The organism is Bartonella sp. B10, assembly GCF_053794435.1.
The window spans coordinates 1010229-1031885 of record NZ_CP200030.1 but is presented as its reverse complement, the minus strand read 5'-3'; the positions used below and the strand labels follow the sequence as shown (position 1 = coordinate 1031885).

Genomic DNA, 21657 nt, shown 5'->3' with positions numbered 1-21657 from the left:
CATAGACAAATGCTCTCTTGCCTATTTTTTTACAATATGGCACAAGGCGGCGCATGGATTTAAAGATGCTGCGGTAGCTCAGTGGTAGAGCACTCCCTTGGTAAGGGAGAGGTCGAGAGTTCGATCCTCTCTCGCAGCACCATTATTTTGTTATCTTTATCTTTTGATAATTCTTGTTCGCATTTTATTAACAACTTGTTTTCGTATTTTTTGGCGGTGTGATTCTTGTCCTTGATACTCGTCCCATCCCAAATTTTTTGCAAAATCGCCTTCTGCTCCTAAAATAGTTCCCATGTATTTTTCTTCTCTTGCATCTGCATTTTTAATCTGATGTACCATTTTTTCTAAGGTCTCATTAAAACGGGCAATTTCACTTTCGAGTTTACGAATATAGGCTTCATCACGGTAAGCACGCTTAATCAAAGGCGGCATATCAGGCCAATAAAGCATCAAATCCACCCATTCACGTTGAGCAATCCATAAACCTCCCTGACACTGTGCTTTATGCTCCTCAGGGAAGCCTTTTTGATAAAAATAAGGAATCAGGATTTCTGGTTTTTTGGTTTTGATTTCTAATAGCCCATTTGTTCCGATAAAAGCATCTGGAGAAAAGCCTTTCATGCGATCATCAGCCAAAACGAACCCGACACATTCGGGTTCTGTGTTAGTGAGCATTCCATAGAGCTGCCGTGCGCTTGGTTCTAATTCTGTCCCACGCCTCATAGCAATGGTTGTTCCCTCTTCCACGGTTTTTCCAGTGATTCTTTCCCCAGCCAGTTTCATCATGACAGAATAGTATTTTTGGGTTTTCTGTCCTTGTTTTTTTCTTGCCACGACCATTTCAAATAAAGAAGCGGTAATTAAACCTTTTCGCGCTTGATGCCACTCTGAAGTTCCCTGCACACAATTGACAATAATTGGCATAATAAATTTGTACCCCCATCCATTTTTGAGCGCTTTTTTTGCATTGCGCTCTTATTTTTAAAATACTTTGCGAGTGATAAAGAGTTGGATTGATTATCTTGAATTTTATTTTCTGCAATTTATTGGAAGCGACTTTTGCTCACTTGCTCGCTTGCTCACTTGCTCACTTGCTTACTTGCTCACTTGCTCGCTTGCTTACTTGCTTACTTTAGAGTATTTTCTCTTTTTCATGTGGTATCCACATTTTATTTTCTGATAAAGAGCAGAAATTTTCATATTTTTTTGGCACATTTTTTATTGTATGGTGTGCCATATATACTCTTCTCGGTTTTTGTATGATCTAGTTATTTTCTCAGCATTTTGCGGACAATGCCTGTATTTTTTGATTTACCCCCTTTGCTCATTCCATAAAGCACAACCCCTTACTTTTTTTATGAAATTTTCTTGAGCCTTTTATATCCTGTCTTAGAAAAACGATCGACCAAATTACTGATCGACCGAATTAAAGAAGTGCTAAAATTGAATATTTTTTGATTTATTGACCGAAATGCGGATGATCTTCAATCAGATTGTTGAACAACGAAAAAATCGTTTCGGAGATATTTTTTAGCTAGATTTCCTGCCATATACTCTGCAGCTTTTTGTGATATGAAAAGCACCGCTTTATGTTTTTGTGGATCGAGTCTGATTATATTTTGGGTATTTCCAGCGTAATAAAGAGGGACTCCCCGATATATAGTTTTGAGATAACTTGGCATGATCTATTACCACCAATAATCATTTAGCACATCACACGAACGCAATCGATGCTGTTTTTCATATGATCCATAGAGATTATTTTCGTAATCGCGAGCAACTTTTTCATCTAAATATGTGTGATAAGCGTCGCTATTGAGAATAAAAGGCTGAAGTTGTGTATTTTGTTCATTAATTTCGTTGTTTTGCACATATATATCAGCAAGTTGTTCGCTCACATCATCTGCATGAAGTGTTGTGAGATCGAGTCGCAGGATTCGATGAACAGTATCACGCTCTTCGACAAGCTCAAGTACTTCTTCTGCTTGATCGATAGGCCCTTCATAGACATCATTATTTTCATCATCACAAAGAATGACAATAATCTCATCCTCTTTAACGAATGAAATATTTTTCATAATCCCCCTCCTTTTCTTTGAGATAGTTAATAAAGCAATGCTTTATCTTGACATAGTTAAATATAGCGTTAGTCTTATATCCTCTATGGGAGATATGTCAATGATTTTATCCTTAATAAAAGATATATTTTCAGTGTTTACGATATTCAACCAGTATGTGTGAATAAAAACCTGTCATACTTTGTTCACCTATTGTTCTCGCATTGTTCTTTATTTGTTCTTACTCAACACAACCACAAACAGGCAGGAGAGCTAAAATGAGTGATTTAGAATTGATACAATATTGGTGCACTCTGGATCAAAAGACACAGAAAAGCGTTATTCTTCTGCTTCGCCAATTGATCGACGCAAGAGAGTTAAAATCGCCTGACGCTCCTCCGGAGAAAGTTTTGAAATAAGATCAATGAATTCTTTATCTTCAAAACTAGCACCATCTCCACAAAGGATATAATTCATACTGACATTAATTTCATGACAGACGCGAGCAAGTGACTCAATAGTTGGCTCTTTCCCTTCAGTAAGAATGGAATGAAGATACCCAGCCCCCTTTCCGGCTGCAAGAGAAATAGACCTTTTTGACCGTCCACTTTTTTCAAGTGCTGCGTGCAATCTTTGACGCCAACCATTGATATTCATGTTTCACCATATAGCGTGTCTTAAAAAAAAAGACACGTCCTTTTGCAAAATAGACTTGCATTATCCTTTAAAGAGGATAAAATTAAAAAAGCACTCTATTTTTTGGGAGAGGAATAAAAGCTTGTTTTTAAATTACAAAGACAATTTATATCACCCCAAAGAATGCAAAAAGGCACCTCCGAAAACCTATGCGTTTAGAATATTGTACTATTTATCCTTCATTATTTACGCGCTCTCAAACTGTCGGATTGCGTAGATTAAAATACGTCTAATCAGCTTTGAGAATTCATAAATAAATAGCTAAAGAGCTGTCATCTAAAAGAACAAACCGCAATAAAACAAAAAACACTTTATTACAACATAACCTTTAATCGAATACCAATAAACACAAAAACACTGTTTCTTATTTGATTGCGGATGAAAATATATAAAAAAAGAAGAAAGTAGATTGAAGTATGAAACACGCCAATCAACAAGAAACTCCCTACTACGAATCGTCAACTCTTCCTTATGTTTGTTGGTATCAGAATGACTTTCTCGGCGGGGTGCGTGGAATGCGCGCACATGAAATTGGAATTTACACGATTTTACTCAATGAAATGTATGCACGGGGACATCCTTTAAAGTTATCAGTTGAACGTTTAGCGCGTCTTTGTGGTTGTGACAAGAGAACTTTTGTGAATGCATTAGAAATGCTAATACGAGAGGGAAAAATTTTGAATTTAGCAGACGGGCTCTGGAATAAGCGCTGCGAAAATGTATTCCACGAGCGCAAAAAATTGCTTGAACAAAAATCATTTGCTGGACGTTCTTCGGCACAAAAACGCAAAAAAATCAATGCCCAATTTCAACAACTGCTCAACGAAAAGGCAAGAGATGATGAACCTAATTTAAAAGCTCAGAAAGAAGAAGAAAAGGAAACACCTAACGGTGTTTCAGAAAAGAAATTGGTTGCTTCCTGTATGGAAAAAGAAGAAAGTGTGCAAGCAGAAACATTTCCGCACCTTTCTTTGCCCTTTACGGACACCAGACAAGAGGCAACAGAGCATTGTTCTTCCCCTGTTGGAAGCGCGGGGGATATTTGCGCCCCTGTTGGAAGCGCGGAGAAAATTTGCGCCCCAATTGGAGGCATGAAAAACGCTTCCCCTCCTGTTGGGAAAATGAGTAGACAAACAACTTCACCAAAGGGCACACGTCTTCCGGCTGACTGGATCGCAGACATTGATGCGGCAATCTCGGAAGGTTTGAGTGAAGAGCAAGCACATTGGCAAGAAAAAAAATTTCGTGATTATTGGCAAGCAAAGAGCGGGAAAGAGGCGCTTAAAGCAGATTGGCAAGCCACGTGGCGCAATTGGTTTCGCCGTGAAATTGAACGAATAAAAGAAAATCAGGAAAGACTGGCTATTCTTCCCTCTCATTCTGTTACCAAACAACGCTATAACAACGATGATGCTCTTTACCAGAGTCTCATTAACTACCGCACGAATTAACATGAGTACAATTTGTGAGATAAAACAAAAGCTTTCGTCTCAAGCTGGATCGATTGCAGCAATGCTTCTTCCACAAGGTCGTAAACGTGGCAATGATTGGATTGTAGGCAACATTCAAGGTGAAGCTGGTCAAAGTTTATCAGTGTGTTTAAACGGGCATAAAGCGGGTCTTTGGTATGATTTTGCGGAAGGCATTGGAGGTGATCTTTTAGATCTTTGGTGTGCGGTCAAAGGGATAAGCCTCTCTCAAGCATTAGAGGAAGCACGCACTTATCTCAATATACCCCGTCCTAGGCCTTTTATGGCACCTCATCGTTCGTATCGACGTCCACCACTTCCAGTTGCAAATTCACCGCAAAATTTGGTAAAAACTTACCTACACAAAGAGCGCTGTATTCCCCTTGATATTTTAAAGCGTTACCGCGTAGGAGAAGATGGAAAAAAAATCATTTTCCCATTTTATAAGCCTGACGGTACACTTGCTTTAGTCAAAGAGCGGCTAGCACAAGCAGATGCAAAAGCAAAACCGACAGCATCGCAATGTGAGCCAATTTTATTTGGCTGGCAAGCTATTATCCTGATGAATTATCCTCTTGCTGTAACGGATCGACCTTCTGGTTTGGTAAACAAGCCACCCATTTCTCTTCATCATCCCCTTGCTGCAACAGATAGAGCTTCTGTTTTGGTAAATAATTCTCCTCCTTTCACAAATCGTACAATCGTCATAACTGAAGGAGAAATTGATGCACTTTCGTTAGCTGCCTATGGATATCCGGCGGTTTCAGTTCCGTTTGGAGGAGGCAGCAAAGGTAAACAAAATTGGATTGAAAATGAATTTGATAATTTAGAACCTTTTGAGACTATTTTTTTAGCCACGGATATGGACTCTCCTGGGGAAGAAGCGGCGCGTGAAATTGCTCATCGCCTTGGTCGTCATCGTTGTTACCGTGTATGCTTACCCCATAAGGATGCGAATGAATGTTTAACCGCGGGTGTTGATGCGACCGCCATTGCTGCAGCTTTTTCAGCAGCAAAAAATTTTGCACCGGAGGGATTACGACACGCCTCGGAATATAAAGATAAAGTAATAAAACTATTTTGGCCGGTTCCTGAACAGCATCTTGGCTACACGGTTCCTTACCCTAAACTAAACGGCAAGCTTTATTTTCGTCCGGCGGAATTAACGCTCTGGAGCGGAGCAAGTGGTGTAGGCAAGAGTCAACTATTGTCAGACTGTATTCCCCATTGGATTGCACAAAATAGCCGCATTTGCTTAGCTTCATTAGAGATGAAGGGAGAACAATCTCTGCGCCGTTTAACGAAACAAACGGGAGGCTTAGAGCAGCCGACAAGCGACATGATTGATCAGATTCTGCGTTTTTTAGATAATGGTCTTATCCTTTATGAGCATGTTGGTAAATCGAGTATCGACACTTTGCTCAATGTTTTTGACTATTGCCGCGCGCGCTATGGTTGTGATCAATTTATCATTGACAGCTTAATGCGGCTAGGCATCGCTTCAGACAACTATGTAGAGCAAGAACAAGCGATTTATAAAATGGTTGACTGGGCGATTTTAAACGCTGTTCACATTCATCTTGTTGCTCATACACGCAAAGGTGGATTAGAGAAAGATATCCCCAACGCTGAAGATATTAAAGGGGCTTCAGAAATTGGCGCCAACGCATTTAACATTATTACCATTTGGCGCAATCGGTCGTTAGAGGACAAGATTTTTGCATCATCGCAAGCGGAAGAAAAAGCAAATCTATCCAAACGCCCAGGTGTAATTATGAATATTGCCAAGCAACGTTCAGGAGATTTTGAAGGAAAAATTGGTCTTTGGTTTGACCAACAGACTTATCGTTATCGTTGTTCTTCTGAGTTCGCCCTGCATTCACGAAATTATCTTGCATGTACCAACAAAAAAAACCAAGAAATGACTCCCATGGAGCCTTTCGACACAAAACAAAACGCGACTTCCTAGGGATATACCATCTCTTTAAGATAATATTCGCACTCTCTTCTCCAACAGCTAATAAACAGCACTCCATCTCTTTCCGCACATAACCAGATTAGTATTTTAAGGAACTAACATGAACCATAAAGAACAAAAAGATAATAAAAAAAGAAGCAAATCAGCCTACTCTTCTTCCTTTTCCAATAAAGAGAAACAGCACATTGGTCACTTAAAAACAGAAGAAGTCCCTATTGAAACGAGTAATCCGTATTTTCAGCCATCATATCCAGAAAATTCTAGCAATCCACGGACCATTGTCGCCATTACTAATGTCCACAGCCGTCCCATTGCACTTTTATATATGAAAGGTCATATCAGTAAGGCGCAATATAGAGCAGCGGAACATTTTTATGCTTACTGGCGGCAAAGTCGGGCTGATCTCCATATGAGTCCTGATTACACGCGTCAAAAGGTTGACAGTAACAAGAGTTATATCCATCCAATTGAATGCCAAATAGAGGCAGCAAATCATTTACAAAAAATCAAGGTTCTGCTTGGTGTCCTTGGTTATTCACTGGTTGAGCAAGTTGTTGGTCACGGTCAGGCGATAAAAGATTTAAGTCCTTTAAAACGCAAACAAAACTCACTTGCTGATCATTTACGAGATTGTCTAAACCTATTGGCATCTCATTGGGGATATGCAAGCCGTAAATACCCTGAATGATCTTTCCCCTTTAAACAGAAGCACGGCAAATTGGGGGCATTACATAACGAATTGATTATGATAGCAATAAATATTGCACGGAACAAACTCAAAAAAAGACAAAATGGCACTAACACTTTAATTATTACTCTCACTGAATCGTTACAAATATTAAGTCAAACCACTTAACCCTGTAGCATTTCCTGATTTCAAGCACTCTTCATTATCAATCAGCCAAAACCATTCAACAACCACTCAATAGGGAAATGAATATATACATTAAAAAATAATTTGAGAATAAACCATACACGCGATTAAGGGACTATTTAAATGCAAAAGCACAGCAATATTGAAAATTTATAAACATCATCACAATCCTGATCTGTCGAATCAGTATTTCCTAGTTATTTTGTCTCATGACTTTCTCAATCACTATAGAGTTTTTATTTCCTTTTGCTTTGGCATAACTTTATCTTCTCATCCACTCTCATAGATAATCATCGTTTAATACTAGAACGACAAAAATCATCCATCATAGATACAGCAACCAAACAGTATAGGATGTAGAAACTACAATCTTCTTACCTACTGCAATTCTTCTTCTGCAATTCTTCTTACCTACTGCAATTTTTTACTGAATTCATCCTCTCTTGGGGCTCTCACGCATACAGTATTTGCTGAATTTTCCACTCTTATACTTATATTTCAGATGGTACAAACAAGGAATTTCTAAATATCTATTTTTGTACAATTTCATGTATGAATCTTTTAAATTTATTTTACTAATAAATGAAATATAGTTTCAAATAATTCCCCTATAATAAAAGAATAACACATATTAAATTATAGACGAATTTCATTATTTATTATGTCTATTGCATTTTTACTATAAATTATTTAAAATGGATTATATATAAATCCATTATGGATGTTTTTTTTAACAATAAAACATTAAAGGAAAAAACATGAATACTAAATATTTTTTTATAGCTGGTGCAATTACTAGCGGATTAGCTTTTGCTCTTGAAACATCTGAACGTGTTGTTCAACAACAATACCCTTTTATTTCAAATTTTACTGCTTATAAAGCTGATTTACATATTAATACACAGACTAACGAATCGAATGATTCATCTAATACATCAGAGACTGAAACTAATAATGAAATATCAGAAGAAATAACAGAGTAATTATATGAATAAATATAAAATTACTGTACATTACAATTTAGTTTATAATTTTTATTATATGTGTTTTACACAATCACTTTTCTTATTTTGCATTTACCATTTAATCAATGTAGTTTATAATACATAGTTATGTATTAAAAATAGAACTATGTATTATATCTTTTATATTGCTCTTTTTGTTTGGATTTTTGTTTCATCTATATTTCTGTTTAGATAAGATATAATTATAACGTATTTTAATGCATAAGGGTTTATTTTTCTCAAATGCTTATTTATACGAAATTTATTATTAGTCTTTTTTATTAGAGAATTACTAAGTAAATTATGAGTATAATTTTTTATAAATGTTATAATTATTTTATATTTTTTTAAATTTTATCTATTATTTCTATGTATTAAGAATATATTTATTGCTTATCTTATTAAGAAAATTTTAATAACAGTGATAAAGTTTTATTTTTAGATATTATACTCATTTTTCGCAGATGAAACATTTAACGCTTCATCAAGCATTTATTTGGGCGATTTTTATTCGTTTATAGTGCTCTGTTCTGGTCTTTTTGCCTTAAAATTATATTTTCACAATTTATTGCATCGGTAGTATTGCCAGCAGAAACAAGAATACCAACCATAATCAAATCTGCTATTATATTGCATATACTACACGAAATCCTCATTTTATTGTTCTGAAATGGATTATGCCTTGTACAATCGGCAAGACATTTTGCAAATTGTTATGACAGATATATGCAAAATTCTTATAGGCGTAGAGATAATCTACTTATCACTTTTTATTGAACTGAAAATGATGCTAAACTTGGATATCACTACTAATTCGTTTTGTGCTCTAGACTTTATACTCACATAATTTAAAAAAATTGAGAAAAGTACTCGTATCCAATCAGGTTTCATCTACAAAACGAGAATGTAATTGTAAATCTGCTAACAAGCAACAATTGATAATTTTACAAGCAAACCAGCAAAAATTGCTATATATATAATGAAACATCAAAGGGAAGAGCTTTTTTTCCCTTTGATGTTTTTGTGTTTATCTACGGTCTTAATTTATAGCAATCAGCCCTTCTTGACACAATTTTTTTGCTGTTGTTTGAGCAACATCAACTATCAAATGAGAGAATGATGTAAACTCATCTCCCCAACTACCCCCCTCAGCTATCCAAATATTTTCTCCGTTTTTAGCGCTTTTAAGAGATATATCAACACGCATACCAGGTTCTGTCACAGTCCTACGTTGGATTACGCTATGTATGCTCTTAAAGCTACCACTTGTATCGACTGATACTATCGGTGTTTCTGACACGTTACGATCATGTACATTAACAGTCAAAATAGCATCAACACCCATATTTTTTGCGGTATTGTACACTTGTTTGTCTGAATAATTTCGAGTTGGAGGAGCAATATCTAATCCACCTAAAACTTGAACATTGTACTGGGAAAGAGATTTTTTAAAGGTCTTTTCTAGTTTTTGTTTTTCAGCAAGTGACATACCAAGACCCATAACAACAATCTTTTTTAGTTTTACATTCCTATAACTTGGATCAATAACCCCATTTAGCTTTGTAACTGCACAAGAGGCAAGTATTAACAAAGAAAGAATAAATACAATTTGTTTAATTATTAATTTCATTTTAAGCACCTTATTGATAAATATCAATTTATGATTTACTATATAATTGAAATTTAAAATAATTAAAATATATATCAAAATGTTTTTTTTGAAAAATTTATATTCATGACAAATAGTTAAAATCGATAATAATTAAGCTGATATTAGCTGTTGTTCATTACCGATCATATCCATATAACTATGCATTATATTTAGAATAATATCATTTATCTTTGTTTATCTACAAGCGACATAATCTGTCATGGTTGTTCACAATAGCGCCCTGCATTTGCTAACTTTTATTATAGTATTTGTGATTAAATATTCAGAGTATATGTAAGTATACGTTATGAAAAAAATGATAAACTTAAAACATGTGTTAAAATTGTGCATTAGATTTTGTTTTCAATAAAATTGAGCTTCATTCCAATAGCAACTTATGCATCTTTTCGTGGATAATCCGCTATCCGCGACCAAGCAAGATGTTATAATAGCCTCTTCCTCAAATATTTTTGACTAAACTAACAGTATTTTGCTCAACTCATATTTTTGACTATCGCTAGGATCTTATGATATTATCATTGTTCTTGCAATTTTGTCGCACAATCATCTTTGCGATTGATGCAACAGAGAACGCTCATTTGTAGATACAAGTGTGCATTTCTGGATTATAGCCATTTTAAGAGCAGTTATGATATCATGAGATCATATGCTTATTTTATCCTTTATCGTCCTGATATATAGCGCTTACCTATTTACATGGCATACTGGCTCACTCAACAAGATGGCTTTTTTCATTGATTGAGCCATTAGAAAATTTCTGTACTGTTTTATATTTTTAACTGCCACTATACAGTGCCAATTATACCACCCACTATGTATCTTAAACTAAGATATTATCATAGAGATTGCATATGGTGTGTTCAGATATTAACCAAACAAGACAAAGACAAGCTAACAGGGATATATTATCTATTAAAGAGAGAATGGTGCGGGTGGTCGGACTCGAACCGACACTCCTCTCGGAACCAGATTTTGAGTCTGGCGCGTCTACCAGTTTCACCACACCCGCAACGCCACAATAGAAAACGGACAGACTTGCCCATTATTACTCCGCACTATATGAAGAAGTATAGATTCGTCAACACTAGACTTCTCTTTTTTAGAGAATTCATATTATTTTTGTCCTATCTAATTTATTTGGTATAACTTTTAGAGTTTTTTTGCCTGCTAAGCTTGTGGAATCTTTCATGATATTGAACAAATTAAAACTTTGGACGATTTCTTTGGCGAATCGGCGCACAGCACCACATTGGCTTGGATTTATTGCTTTTATTGAAAACTCTGTTTTTCCGATTCCATCGGATGTATTGTATATACCGATGGCTCTTGTTCATCCTAAGAAAGCGTATTACTATGCCTTTATTGCCACTGTATGTTCTGTCTTTGGTGGTATATTTGGTTGGTTCATTGGTCATTTTGCATATGACAGTATAGCTAAACCGATTTTGGAATTTTATGGTAAAATTGAAAATTTTCAAGCATTACAAAACAGTATTACGCTGAATTTTATGGTAATCTTGCTGATGACTTCAGGTTTTTTTCATATTCCACCCATTAAGATTACCACGATTTTAGCAGGCGTTGTGGGTGTACATCTTGGACTTTTTATCATAATCTGTTTTTTTGCACGCGGGGCTCGTTTTTATCTTATTGCATGGTTGATTCAGCATTTTGGCTTGCAAGCGATAAGCTTTCTTTCCCGTCATTTTAAATGGGTTATCCTGGGTGGTTGTATTACCCTCTTATTGATTTATGCAACTTTTATAGTTCTTTTACGCAAAAACTATTTATTTTAGGGGAAAATAGTCAATGGGTTTCATTTCATGTTTTCGGCATTCTTTAAACAAGCATCTTTATTTAGAGCCAAGCAGTAAAGAACAAAGTTTATGGGCTTTTTTTCTAGCTTTTTGCTTATCCGCCACAATTGGTTTAGCACTTAGTTTTGAATATATTGGAGGATATCTTCCTTGTGACTTATGTCTCATTGAGCGTTATCCATACTATAGTGCTATACCATTTTTAATTTTAGCGGGTTTGGGGGCATGGTTTTTTAATACATCTTCTTGGGTACGGCTTTTATTTTTATGCGTTTTTGTATTAATGTCGATCAGCCTTGTCTTAGCGATTTATCATGTAGGTGTTGAATATGGCTTTTGGCCTGCTCCACCGAGTTGCGGTGCATCTAAACGACAGTTGGTCACGGATATAAACCAGCTCCTTGATCAATTGAATAATCGCTTTCCGCCTTCCTGTTCTGAAGCATTAGGGCATTTTCTCTCTCTGTCGTTTGCTGGTTGGAATGCTGTTGCTAGCTTATTTTACATGCTTATTAGTCTCTATGCTGCTTCAAAAGGGCTCTTTTCAGGTTGCAAAAAATTGTAACTGCACGAAAAAAGCAAAAATATACTGTGCATCAATACTCCCTATTTCCCGTATTTATAAATATTTGTGTTCTGGTTGTTTTTGTTCTGTTCAGCACAAATATCCTCTAGTTTCCTTGCTTTTTCTTAACAGGCAAACAACAAAAGCGAAAAAAGTGCTCTGTCAGACTTTCAAGATAACATTCTCACATTTTCCTTTTTGCCTTCATTTATCACGCTCCCTGATATAATCTAGTTTCAGAACTCACGTGATATGATGGAATATGACAACTATGTGTGAAAAAAAGGATATGTGAAGACAAGATCAGTGAGATGCAAATCTCAACATTCTGTACAAAGGATCATTCTCTTTAAATTTATAAAGAGCATCGACATAAGAATTAGCGAGATCTTTTCAGATAATTTTCCTCATACATTCTCTTTATTAAACTGTTTATTTTCTTTAAAAAAAGCGGTTCATGAGGAAGCAGATGGTTTTTATCACCCTTTGCCGTGAGATCCTTCGACAGGATTTTTTGGCATGATCAACAACATTTCTGTATATTCCTTATTTTTTGCGCACACTTTTGGTGCACTTTTTTACTTTACTTTTCTTTCTAACTGATATCCCTTATCCTTCTTTCCTTATCAAGGCCTTTTTCAACTTTTGAATTTTAGATTGACTTTTATTGTCCTTTTTCTATATCTTTAGAATTATTCTAAATTACTGGGATGTAGCAAATGTTAAAATCCTTCTTTTCATTTGTACAACGCAAAGCGCTGTCTTTTCGCGCAACACAACAAATGATGATCCGTTCCCTAAAATCGAAAGAGCAGCATGCAGCCCTCTATTTAAAATATGCGCAGGCTTTAGAGCCTTATTCTTCCAAGCAGGCAGCTATTTTTACAGCGATGGGTCTTCAAGAGCTTCAAAATTATAGGCAACTTCTTTGCCTTTCCTGCAAGAATCATGCAGCAGTCTGTGATCATCGTATAGAAAGTATTGATTCGTTGTGTGCGCAACTCTCTTTGATAAAAGACAAGCACCATCCCAAGCACCATCCTTCGAATTCTCAAACAAAAGAGAAAACAAGTCGACACACGCAAGATGCGTCGAAAACACATAAACAAATGCTTTTAACGTGGATTCAGCCTGGTCTTGCAGGATTAATGGATGGCTCTGTTTCCACCCTTGCACCAATTTTTGCAGCAGCTTTTGCAACAGGTGATACCTATCAAACCTTTTTGATAGGTTTATCCGCTTCAATTGGTGCAGGACTTTCAATGGGTTTTACAGAAGCAGCCCATGATGATGGTAAGTTATCGGGTCGTGGTTCTCCACTTAAAAGAGGCATAGCCAGCGGTATTATGACAACATTGGGAGGGTTGGGTCACACTCTTCCTTACTTAATCAATTCTTTCTATATTGCGACAATTACTGCATTTATTATTGTATTTTTTGAACTATTGGCCATTGTGTGGATCCAAAATAAATTTATGTCGACACCATTTTGGCGAGCATCTTTGCAAGTTATCATTGGTGGAGCTTTGGTTTTTGCAACAGGAATTTTTATTGGTAGCATATGATTGAATGTGCATAGAATAGAAACAATGCAAAACAAGCACCAAGAATCATTTCAGATTTACGGATTTTACTTGCTTGTTTTGTGAGGGGGCTTTTGTTAAAGTAGTGTTCCTTTTTATATTTTGGAAATTCCTTGATCATGCCCCATACGCAAGCTAATACACACCTGAATAGCCAACAGGTTCCTTCTTCATCGCCTTCTCCCTCTCACTTTTCACAACCAATGACCTTATCGGTTCAGCTTCTTGAGCATGGGCAAGGACTAGAGCTTCCTAACTATGCCACAGCTGGTTCTGCTGGTCTTGATTTACGAGCAGCTATTGCTGATGGAGAAACCGTTGTTCTCGCTCCTGGTCAGCGCGCTCTTATTCCAACAGGTCTTATCTTTCACCTTTCGCATGGTTACGAAGCGCAAATACGCCCACGCTCTGGCTTAGCATTTCATCATGGCATCACATGCTTAAACACTCCTGGAACAATTGATAGTGATTACCGTGGTGAAGTGAAAGTTCTTCTCATAAATTTGGGGCAAGAAGATTTTTCTGTTCAGCGTGGAATGCGCATAGCACAAATGGTTATCGCACCGATTGTTCAAGTTAATATTCGTGCAATTGAAACAGCTCCGCAAGACGGTACTCCATCGCTAGACAAAGCAAAAATTCGTGGTACAGGTGGTTTTGGTTCAACGGGACACGACTAAAAGTGGATATTAAGCAGGCGATTACTCAATCACTATTTTTTCTGAACATTTTTTAGTGGACGTTCTATACATTTGGATGCCTTTTGGATGCCTTTTTGTATAGCCAAGTGTTTGTTTTTAAACGTTTGTTCTTTGCGTCTTAGTTATTTCTTTGTGCGCGGAAAATCTGTACGATACAGGTTTCTTTTTACTGTACAGGTTCTGTTGAATTATTAATCATGTCATCGACTACATGACCCATTGTCCGCGCTGACTCATTATCCCCTGTCCCTACAACTACGCCATCTGTTGCGTTATTTTCTGTATTTTTTGCAATAGCATTTGAAGATTTTTGCAAGCCTACCAGACCAACTTTGGTATATCCAGCATTTTTAATTTTATCGAGCAAATCCACAACAATGCCATATGAGATCTCAGCATCAGCTTTTATTAAAATTTTTGTATCTAAATTTTGATTTGTTTTCTTAGACAAAGCTTCAACGAACTCTGTCTGGCTGACAAGATTATCTCCCACATAAAGAGAGCTGTCTTTTTGCATAGTCACATAGACAGGTTCATCGGCTTGCACTGCGGGCGCAGCTTGAGTTATAGAAGGCAGTTGAACAGGAATAACGGATGTCATCAAAGGCGCAGCTACCATAAATACGATAAGCAATACTAAAACGACATCAATAAAGGGCGTTACATTAATTTCGTTATGCAACCCATTTTCAGAGGGGTTCCAATCGTCGTTAAAATTTACTTTCATTGTTTATGACTTTTCTGCTGTCTATATCTATCCAGTTCACGGCTCAACAGCCTCTCAATAGCAGCGGCGATATCTCCTAGATCATTTCTATAACCATTAAGAGCATGCATGAGGCTATTGTACATCACCACGGCAGGAATAGCTACAAAAAGTCCGATAGCCGTTGCAAGCAAGGCTTCGGCAATTCCTGGAGCAACCACATCAAGCCGTGTTGTTTGCGATTCGGCAATTCCGATAAAAGAATTCATAATTCCCCAGACGGTTGCGAAAAGACCAACGAAAGGAGCAATAGCGCCAATAGTTGCGAGCACAGAGCTTCCACATGCCACACGACGTGTTGCAGCTAACAAGCAGCGCGACAAAAGTGAATGTACCCGTTCCTTCAATCCCTCATTAATGTCATGAGTAATCTTCCCATCTCGTGTCATCTCCTCATAAGACATGGTGTCTTCATAGGCAGCGGCTTGCTCGCATTGTTTTCCACTGGCATTTTCAGAACCAGAGAAATTGACCTGCTGTGTAGAAAAATAAACTTCTTTCAGTGTTTCTTTTAAAAAAGTCACGCCGGCTCCTTTGCTTTCTTTCAAGCTAGCAACAAGACGTGTAAGAGTTTGGGCATTAAGAACCAATTTAAGTTCATGACGTGCCCTTCGTTTTGCAATGGTAATTTCGATAATTTTAACAAAAGCAATTGTCCAAGACACTATAGAAGCCAGTAATAAGGTTATAATAACAGCCTTCACGACCCAATCGGCTGCCATAAACATAGAAAAAGGGGAAAAATCATGTGTAGCAAATGCAGTAGACGTGCTGTTTAAGGGTACTGTCTCAGATTCCATTTCCATCTCATACAATTTTGGTCTTACATTTTTGACTTTACAGTTGTGTCACCGCTCTTGTCACACCACTGTGTATTACTCTTTCACAACAACACTTCCCCGTAGTGTTATTCTTTGTTCGATTTAAGGAATAAAACTTGATAAATCAAGTATAGTTTTATTTCAAGGACTATCTCTTCTAAGTGATAACCTTATTGAACAAATATCTTTTCCCAAAAGAATTTTTATCGGAGAAATTTTCTGAACAAAATGATCTCAAGAAATAACTGCAACTTTTCTCATTTGTACAACCAAAATTTCCAAACAAAATACACTTTATCAAACCTATCAAAAATACTTTTAAATTGCACAAACAATGGAACTAAGAAAATTATTTAACGTTACCAAGACAGTAAAAATTTTTTACTCCAATGCAAATAATCACATTGAACATACAATAATGAGTAACAATGACTAAGAGAGGGAAATATCATCATGGCAAGCAACAAAGCAGCAGAAAATAACAAAATGATGACAGAAAAAGATCTGCAAGAACAATTAGAGAAATTACGTAATGAAATTTCTGGTATCACCTCAACATTAACAAATCTTGGTGCCAGCAAATTAAACGAAACCAAAGATAAAGCTGAAAAACTATACAGCTCTGCCAAAGAGGGCAGTGAAGCGATCGTGTCTCAAGCAAAAGATACACTAAACAATTTTGAACAAGCTCTCAACCAATGTGTCTGCAAAAACCCTAGTAAAAGTGTTTTATTTGCAGCAAGCTTTGGCTTTGTTCTCGCTCAATTATTGCGTCGTTAATCAATGTACACGTTTATCGCTCCGCTTTTCAACCATCTTATTGGTGGAGAATTAAAAAGCACTGTCAAGCAAGCGTATTTTCAAGCGATTTTTTGTGGAATCATTGGAATTTCACTGCTTATCTCTTTGATATTTTTATGTATTATTGGCTTTATCGCATTATGTTCGATAACAAAGCCTCTTACAGCAGCCAGTATAATGTTTTTCATTTGGCTTTTTATAACAGGGTTAGGTATTTTAGCGAGTAAAATCCTCAACGCGACTTGGCGTTACGATCAACAAAAGAAGTTGGAAGAACAGCGCAATAAGCTGATGGCAGATGCAACGCTTTCAAGTATTTCGCTGCTAAGCAAACATCTTCCTTTTGCTAAATTAGGTGTTCCAATCCTTGGACTTGCGACCTATTTTTTGTGGAAAAAAGACAAAAAAGACAACTTTTAATAAAGGTGCATTCTAGCATTTTATTCCTTAAAGGCGCTTTCTCTATATCTTAAGAAAGAGCGCCTTTTTTGCAAACCATGCCCGCATAAATGTTGAAGAAACACCTCATCCTTCCACCTTCATCGCTCATAAAGCAACGTTCAATTCTTGAAAGCCGACAACAATCCAATAGCTGGTATTTCACCATTTTATGGGAAAGATAATCCTGAAGATAATCTGTATTCAAGACTATCCGACGGGACTAAATTTATCTGCTGGTTCAGCTAATAACAAAAACAACCATTCAGACCAAGTTCCATTGGAAAGTAATCATACTTTGTTGTTTGAGATTGATTCAGGAATTCCAAAAAGACTATTCATGATCTTCTCATCATTATTGTTCTATTTTGGGACAGTATCGTGATGAACGATCACATTAATCATATCTGTTACAACCGAATCAAAAGCTTCTTGATCATCGCCTTCAGCCATAATACGGATAACGGGTTCGGTTCCTGATGCACGAATCACAAGACGTGCGTCCTTTCCCAAACGTTGTATAGCCTGACCGATTGCAGTTTTAACTGCACTCTTTTTCAGCACATTTTTATTTTTGATTTCTACATTTTTTAAAATTTGTGGCACCGGCTCAAACCGCCTACACAACTGACTCATAGAAGTTTGGCTTTCTTGCATACAGGCTAAAATCTGCAAAGCAGCCACCAATCCATCGCCTGTTGTTCCAAAATCACTCAGCACAATATGCCCAGAAACTTCACCTCCGACATTGTATCCCTTCTGACGCATCGCATCAACAACGTGGCGATCTCCAACATTTGTCCGAACAAGATCCAATCCTTTACTGGACAAGAAACGCTCGAGCCCAAGATTTGACATAATAGTTGTGACAACGCCATTACGTTGCAATCGTCCAGTTTTGTGCCAGTGTTCAGCAATGACCGCGATTAACTGATCTCCATCAATGGTTTGCGCTTTTTCATCGACAATTAAAACACGATCTCCATCGCCATCAAGAGCAATTCCAACATCGGCACGCACTTCATGAACTTTCTCTTTTAAAGAGGTCAAATCGGTTGACCCACATTTTTTGTTGATATTGAGCCCATTGGGCGTATCATTAATAGCGAAGACTTCTGCTCCTAATTCCCATAAAGCACGCGGTGCGGCTTTATAGGCGGCTCCATTGGCACAATCCACCACGATGCGTAAAGCATCCAAGCGAACATCACGTGGCAAGGTTCGTTTAGCATATTCTATATAGCGGTAAATATCGCCTTCAACTCTCTTTGCGTAGCCAATTTCTGCACAACTGGCTAAAGATTGTGAAAGATCTGTATCGATTAATTGTTCGATTTGTGCTTCCATATCATCTGAAAGCTTAAACCCATCAGGACCAAAAAGTTTAATACCATTATCATAGAATGGATTATGAGAAGCAGAAATCATTACGCCAATATCAGCACGCAATGAACGACAGAGCATAGCAACAGCGGGCGTTGGCACCGGCCCCAACAAAAAAGCGTCCATTCCAGCAGCAGTAAATCCTGAAACCAAAGCATTTTCTAACATATAACAGGATAAACGGGTATCCTTTCCGATAACCACACGCCGTGACTGATGCTGGGATCGAAAGAGAATTCCCACTGCCATTCCTACTTTCATGGCAAAATCTGGTGTCATGGGAAAAACATTAGCTTTACCCCGAATTCCGTCTGTACCAAAATATTTTTGTGCCATCCTGATTTCCTTTATACGCGCTTTTTTTCTTGCATTGCTGCCATAAAATTTGTTCCAATAAGGGGAGATCATTTGCGTTTTTTGATTCTTTTAGATGATCAAAGAATCTACCATAAGCTCCCTCCAGAACAAATATCCTATCCTATAAGGCTCACAAACCGGCTCCAATGTAAGTATATTGCTATACCTAACATACCAATAAATTCTTTATTCTGACGCCAGCGGACATCTGTGATACCTTATTGAATACTATCAAGGAACCATCTTATATCTTCGTCAAAAAGATAAAATTTCAAATAATATTCCAAAAAACTGCATCTTTCTTTCTCATAGGTTTCGAAAAACCGGAGACAGCAAATTATTTTTTCACATATAATCCTTCTGAATGAACAAAATCCTATCTCCCCTTTTCAGATATTTTTTCAAACATTACTTCAAAGGCGCAAGCTAGCTTGCGCCTTCTTAAACAAATTTTGCTAAGAGTTTTTTAAAGAATATTTCCCATCAAGCATCATCAGAAGGTGTTGATTTTTCTTTACGCTCAACAACATTCGACTTTTTTTCACTGTTTATGCTATTCTTAGGAGAATTTGCAGCTTTCGCTGTATTTTTTGTGCTCCGTGTTTTTTTCTCACTGCCACTCGATTTGGCTTCTTTAAACTTGACATCACCAGACTTTGTTTTCTCTGTTTCAATATCACCTTTTATCCCTATTTCACTTGCCACAACTTTACTTGTTCCACTTTTAGGAACGGACGATGATCTTGGAGAATCACCTTCTTTTGTCTGTGTTCGTGAAGGGGGTTTTCCCGCGATAACTTCGTTAATTTCGGCTCCGGTTAAAGTTTCATATTCCAACAAACCTTGAGCAAGAGCGAACCATTCTTTCTTTTTTGTTTTCAAAATTTTTGTAGCATTTGTATAAGCATCATCGATGAGCTTTCGCACTTCAGCATCGATCATACGCGCTGTTTCTTCAGAGATATTTTGTGTCCGCGTAACAGAATGACCTAAAAAGACTTCATCTTGATTATCACCATAAGCAACATTACCGAGGAGATCAGAAAATCCCCACCGTGTAATCATGGCTCGCGCTAATTTTGTAGCTTGTTCAATATCAGACGAAGCGCCAGATGTGATATTTTCTTTTCCAAATTTCAATTCTTCGGCTACTCTTCCCCCCATCATAATAGCCAGACGAGAAATCATCCACCGATAACTCATGGAATAGCGATCACCCTCAGGCAATTGCATAACCATTCCCAAAGCTCGCCCTCTTGGCACAATCGTTGCTTTGTGCACAGGATCAGCGGCAGGTACGTTAAGAGCTACAATAGCATGTCCTGCTTCATGATATGCGGTCAATTCTTTTTCTTCTTGTGTCATAGCGGTTGAACGACGTTCAGCGCCCATCATAACCTTATCTTTTGCATCTTCAAACTCTTGCATAGTCACAACTCTTTTATTGCGGCTAGCGGCCATAAGAGCAGCTTCATTGACAAGATTCATAAGATCAGCTCCAGAAAATCCTGGAGTTCCTCTTGCTAAGATTTTCAGATCAACATTAGGTGCTAGGGGCACATTGCGCACATGAACTTTGAGGATTTGTTCACGCCCAGAAATATCGGGGTTTGGCACAACAACTTGCCTATCAAAACGCCCTGGTCTTAACAAAGCAGGATCGAGAACATCAGGACGATTCGTTGCAGCAATAAGAATAATGCTTTCATTGGGTTCGAATCCATCCATTTCGACGAGCAACTGGTTTAAAGTTTGCTCGCGTTCGTCATTTCCCCCTCCTAATCCTGCGCCACGATGACGTCCAACGGCATCAATTTCATCGATAAAAATGATACAAGGTGCATTTTTTTTAGCTTGTTCGAACATATCGCGTACGCGACTTGCACCAACACCAACAAACATTTCAACAAAATCTGACCCTGAAATTGTAAAGAACGGCACATTAGCTTCCCCAGCAACAGAGCGCGCAAGCAAAGTTTTACCAGTTCCCGGAGGCCCAACAAGCAAAACACCCCGTGGAATACGCCCTCCTAAACGTTGAAATTTTTGTGGTTCACGTAAAAATTCTACAATTTCTTGCAGATCTTGCTTTGCTTCTTCAACACCAGCAACATCCTGAAAGGTAACGCGACCTTGGGCTTCATTCAGCAATTTTGCTTTTGATTTGCCAAATCCCATTGCACCGCGCGACCCGCTTTGCATCTGGCGCATGAAAAATATCCATGCACCGACGATAATAATAACTGGCAATAATGAAAATAACAGATTAAGAAAAATACCATTCCCAGAACTTTCTGGAACAGCTTTAACATTGACATTTCTGCTTTCTAATTTTTGTATTAGTTCTGGATCACGTGGTGCATAAGTTGAAATAATTCGGCTTTCAATTGTTTGTCCTGTTAATTTCTGACCTTGAATAGTTACGGCTTTCAGCTCGTTATTCTCGGCTTTTCGCATAAATTCAGAATAAGAGATCTCTCCCCCTCCTGAGCGCTGACTTTCCCCATTAAAGAAAGAAAATGACACAATCAAAATTAAAGCAATAACTCCCCAAATAAGGAGAGAGCGGTAATTGGAATTCATATCGGGTCCACTTAATCAAATACAGATTCTTAAAGAATTATCCTTAAACATATAACCTTGTCTATCCCTTGCCAAGATATGAGAAGGTATTT

At 37.4% G+C, this 21657-nt stretch carries 19 protein-coding genes and 2 tRNA genes; 11 read left to right on the top strand and 10 right to left on the bottom strand.

The annotated features are described in order from the left end of the window. Positions 1–67 precede the first annotated feature (67 nt). Positions 68–142, top strand: a tRNA-Thr gene (locus V3565_RS04350). Between the two features lie 14 nt (positions 143–156). Here V3565_RS04350 and V3565_RS04345 read toward each other — a convergent pair. The 4 genes from V3565_RS04345 to V3565_RS04330 form a co-directional block, all read right to left on the bottom strand. Next, positions 157–924, bottom strand: coding sequence for a lambda exonuclease family protein (locus V3565_RS04345; protein WP_455477991.1), 768 nt, complete (start codon positions 922–924; stop codon positions 157–159). Between the two features lie 560 nt (positions 925–1484). After that, positions 1485–1682 (bottom strand): hypothetical protein, encoded by a 198-nt coding sequence (locus V3565_RS04340; protein WP_455477990.1) that lies wholly within the window; start codon positions 1680–1682, stop codon positions 1485–1487. A 6-nt stretch (positions 1683–1688) separates the two neighbouring features. Beyond that, positions 1689–2078, bottom strand: a complete 390-nt coding sequence (locus tag V3565_RS04335; protein ID WP_455477989.1) for a hypothetical protein — start codon at positions 2076–2078, stop codon at positions 1689–1691. Positions 2079–2396: 318 nt separating this feature from the next. Beyond that, complete coding sequence (locus tag V3565_RS04330; RefSeq protein ID WP_455477988.1) at positions 2397–2714, bottom strand: XRE family transcriptional regulator; 318 nt, start codon at positions 2712–2714, stop codon at positions 2397–2399. 455 nt (positions 2715–3169) lie between these two features. On the opposite strand from V3565_RS04330, the gene V3565_RS04325 reads away from it, so the two are divergent. The 4 genes from V3565_RS04325 to V3565_RS04310 all read left to right on the top strand — a co-directional run bounded on the left by V3565_RS04325 (position 3170) and on the right by V3565_RS04310 (position 8057). Continuing rightward, the gene (locus tag V3565_RS04325) at positions 3170–4204 is read left to right on the top strand and encodes a YdaU family protein (protein WP_455477987.1); all 1035 of its coding nucleotides are present in this window, start codon (positions 3170–3172) and stop codon (positions 4202–4204) included. Between the two features lies 1 nt (position 4205). Beyond that, positions 4206–6191 (top strand): toprim domain-containing protein, encoded by a 1986-nt coding sequence (locus tag V3565_RS04320; RefSeq protein WP_455477986.1) that lies wholly within the window; start codon positions 4206–4208, stop codon positions 6189–6191. 109 nt (positions 6192–6300) lie between these two features. Beyond that, the gene (locus tag V3565_RS04315; RefSeq protein WP_455477985.1) at positions 6301–6888 is read left to right on the top strand and encodes a hypothetical protein; all 588 of its coding nucleotides are present in this window, start codon (positions 6301–6303) and stop codon (positions 6886–6888) included. A gap of 944 nt (positions 6889–7832) precedes the next feature. Beyond that, on the top strand, positions 7833–8057 hold the full coding sequence (locus tag V3565_RS04310; RefSeq protein ID WP_455477984.1) for a hypothetical protein: 225 nt from the start codon (positions 7833–7835) through the stop codon (positions 8055–8057). Positions 8058–9117: 1060 nt separating this feature from the next. On the opposite strand, the gene V3565_RS04305 is transcribed toward V3565_RS04310, so the two are convergent. Then, complete coding sequence (locus tag V3565_RS04305) at positions 9118–9708, bottom strand: hypothetical protein (RefSeq protein ID WP_455477983.1); 591 nt, start codon at positions 9706–9708, stop codon at positions 9118–9120. 966 nt (positions 9709–10674) lie between these two features. Continuing rightward, positions 10675–10759: transfer RNA gene (locus tag V3565_RS04300), tRNA-Leu, on the bottom strand. A gap of 178 nt (positions 10760–10937) precedes the next feature. Here V3565_RS04300 and V3565_RS04295 point away from each other — a divergent pair. The 4 genes from V3565_RS04295 (at position 10938) to dut (ending at position 14395) form a co-directional block, all read left to right on the top strand. Continuing rightward, positions 10938–11546 carry a YqaA family protein gene (locus V3565_RS04295; protein ID WP_455477982.1) on the top strand — a complete coding sequence of 203 codons (609 nt, stop codon included), beginning with the start codon at positions 10938–10940 and terminating at the stop codon, positions 11544–11546. Positions 11547–11559: 13 nt separating this feature from the next. Beyond that, positions 11560–12132, top strand: coding sequence for a disulfide bond formation protein B (locus tag V3565_RS04290; RefSeq protein WP_455477981.1), 573 nt, complete (start codon positions 11560–11562; stop codon positions 12130–12132). 719 nt (positions 12133–12851) lie between these two features. Then, positions 12852–13697 carry a VIT1/CCC1 transporter family protein gene (locus tag V3565_RS04285; RefSeq protein ID WP_455477980.1) on the top strand — a complete coding sequence of 282 codons (846 nt, stop codon included), beginning with the start codon at positions 12852–12854 and terminating at the stop codon, positions 13695–13697. 137 nt (positions 13698–13834) lie between these two features. After that, positions 13835–14395, top strand: a complete 561-nt coding sequence (gene dut, locus V3565_RS04280; protein WP_455477979.1) for a dUTP diphosphatase — start codon at positions 13835–13837, stop codon at positions 14393–14395. Between the two features lie 187 nt (positions 14396–14582). On the opposite strand, the gene V3565_RS04275 is transcribed toward dut, so the two are convergent. Beyond that, positions 14583–15143 (bottom strand): biopolymer transporter ExbD, encoded by a 561-nt coding sequence (locus V3565_RS04275; protein WP_455477978.1) that lies wholly within the window; start codon positions 15141–15143, stop codon positions 14583–14585. Further along, positions 15140–15982: a MotA/TolQ/ExbB proton channel family protein gene (locus tag V3565_RS04270; protein WP_455477977.1), complete on the bottom strand. Its 843-nt coding sequence runs from the start codon at positions 15980–15982 to the stop codon at positions 15140–15142. The genes V3565_RS04275 and V3565_RS04270 overlap by 4 nt, the downstream gene beginning before the upstream one ends. Before the next feature lie 474 nt (positions 15983–16456). On the opposite strand from V3565_RS04270, the gene V3565_RS04265 reads away from it, so the two are divergent. Together V3565_RS04265 and V3565_RS04260 are read left to right on the top strand one after the other, a co-directional pair. Beyond that, positions 16457–16783 (top strand): DUF883 family protein, encoded by a 327-nt coding sequence (locus V3565_RS04265; RefSeq protein WP_455477976.1) that lies wholly within the window; start codon positions 16457–16459, stop codon positions 16781–16783. 3 nt (positions 16784–16786) lie between these two features. Next, a complete protein-coding gene (locus V3565_RS04260; RefSeq protein WP_455477975.1) occupies positions 16787–17224 on the top strand; it encodes a hypothetical protein in 438 nt (145 codons plus the stop codon). A gap of 381 nt (positions 17225–17605) precedes the next feature. On the opposite strand, the gene glmM is transcribed toward V3565_RS04260, so the two are convergent. Together glmM and ftsH are read right to left on the bottom strand one after the other, a co-directional pair. Then, positions 17606–18961 carry a phosphoglucosamine mutase gene (gene glmM, locus V3565_RS04255; protein WP_455477974.1) on the bottom strand — a complete coding sequence of 452 codons (1356 nt, stop codon included), beginning with the start codon at positions 18959–18961 and terminating at the stop codon, positions 17606–17608. A gap of 504 nt (positions 18962–19465) precedes the next feature. Then, positions 19466–21565 carry an ATP-dependent zinc metalloprotease FtsH gene (gene ftsH / locus V3565_RS04250; protein ID WP_455477973.1) on the bottom strand — a complete coding sequence of 700 codons (2100 nt, stop codon included), beginning with the start codon at positions 21563–21565 and terminating at the stop codon, positions 19466–19468. Between the last annotated feature and the right edge of the window lie 92 nt (positions 21566–21657).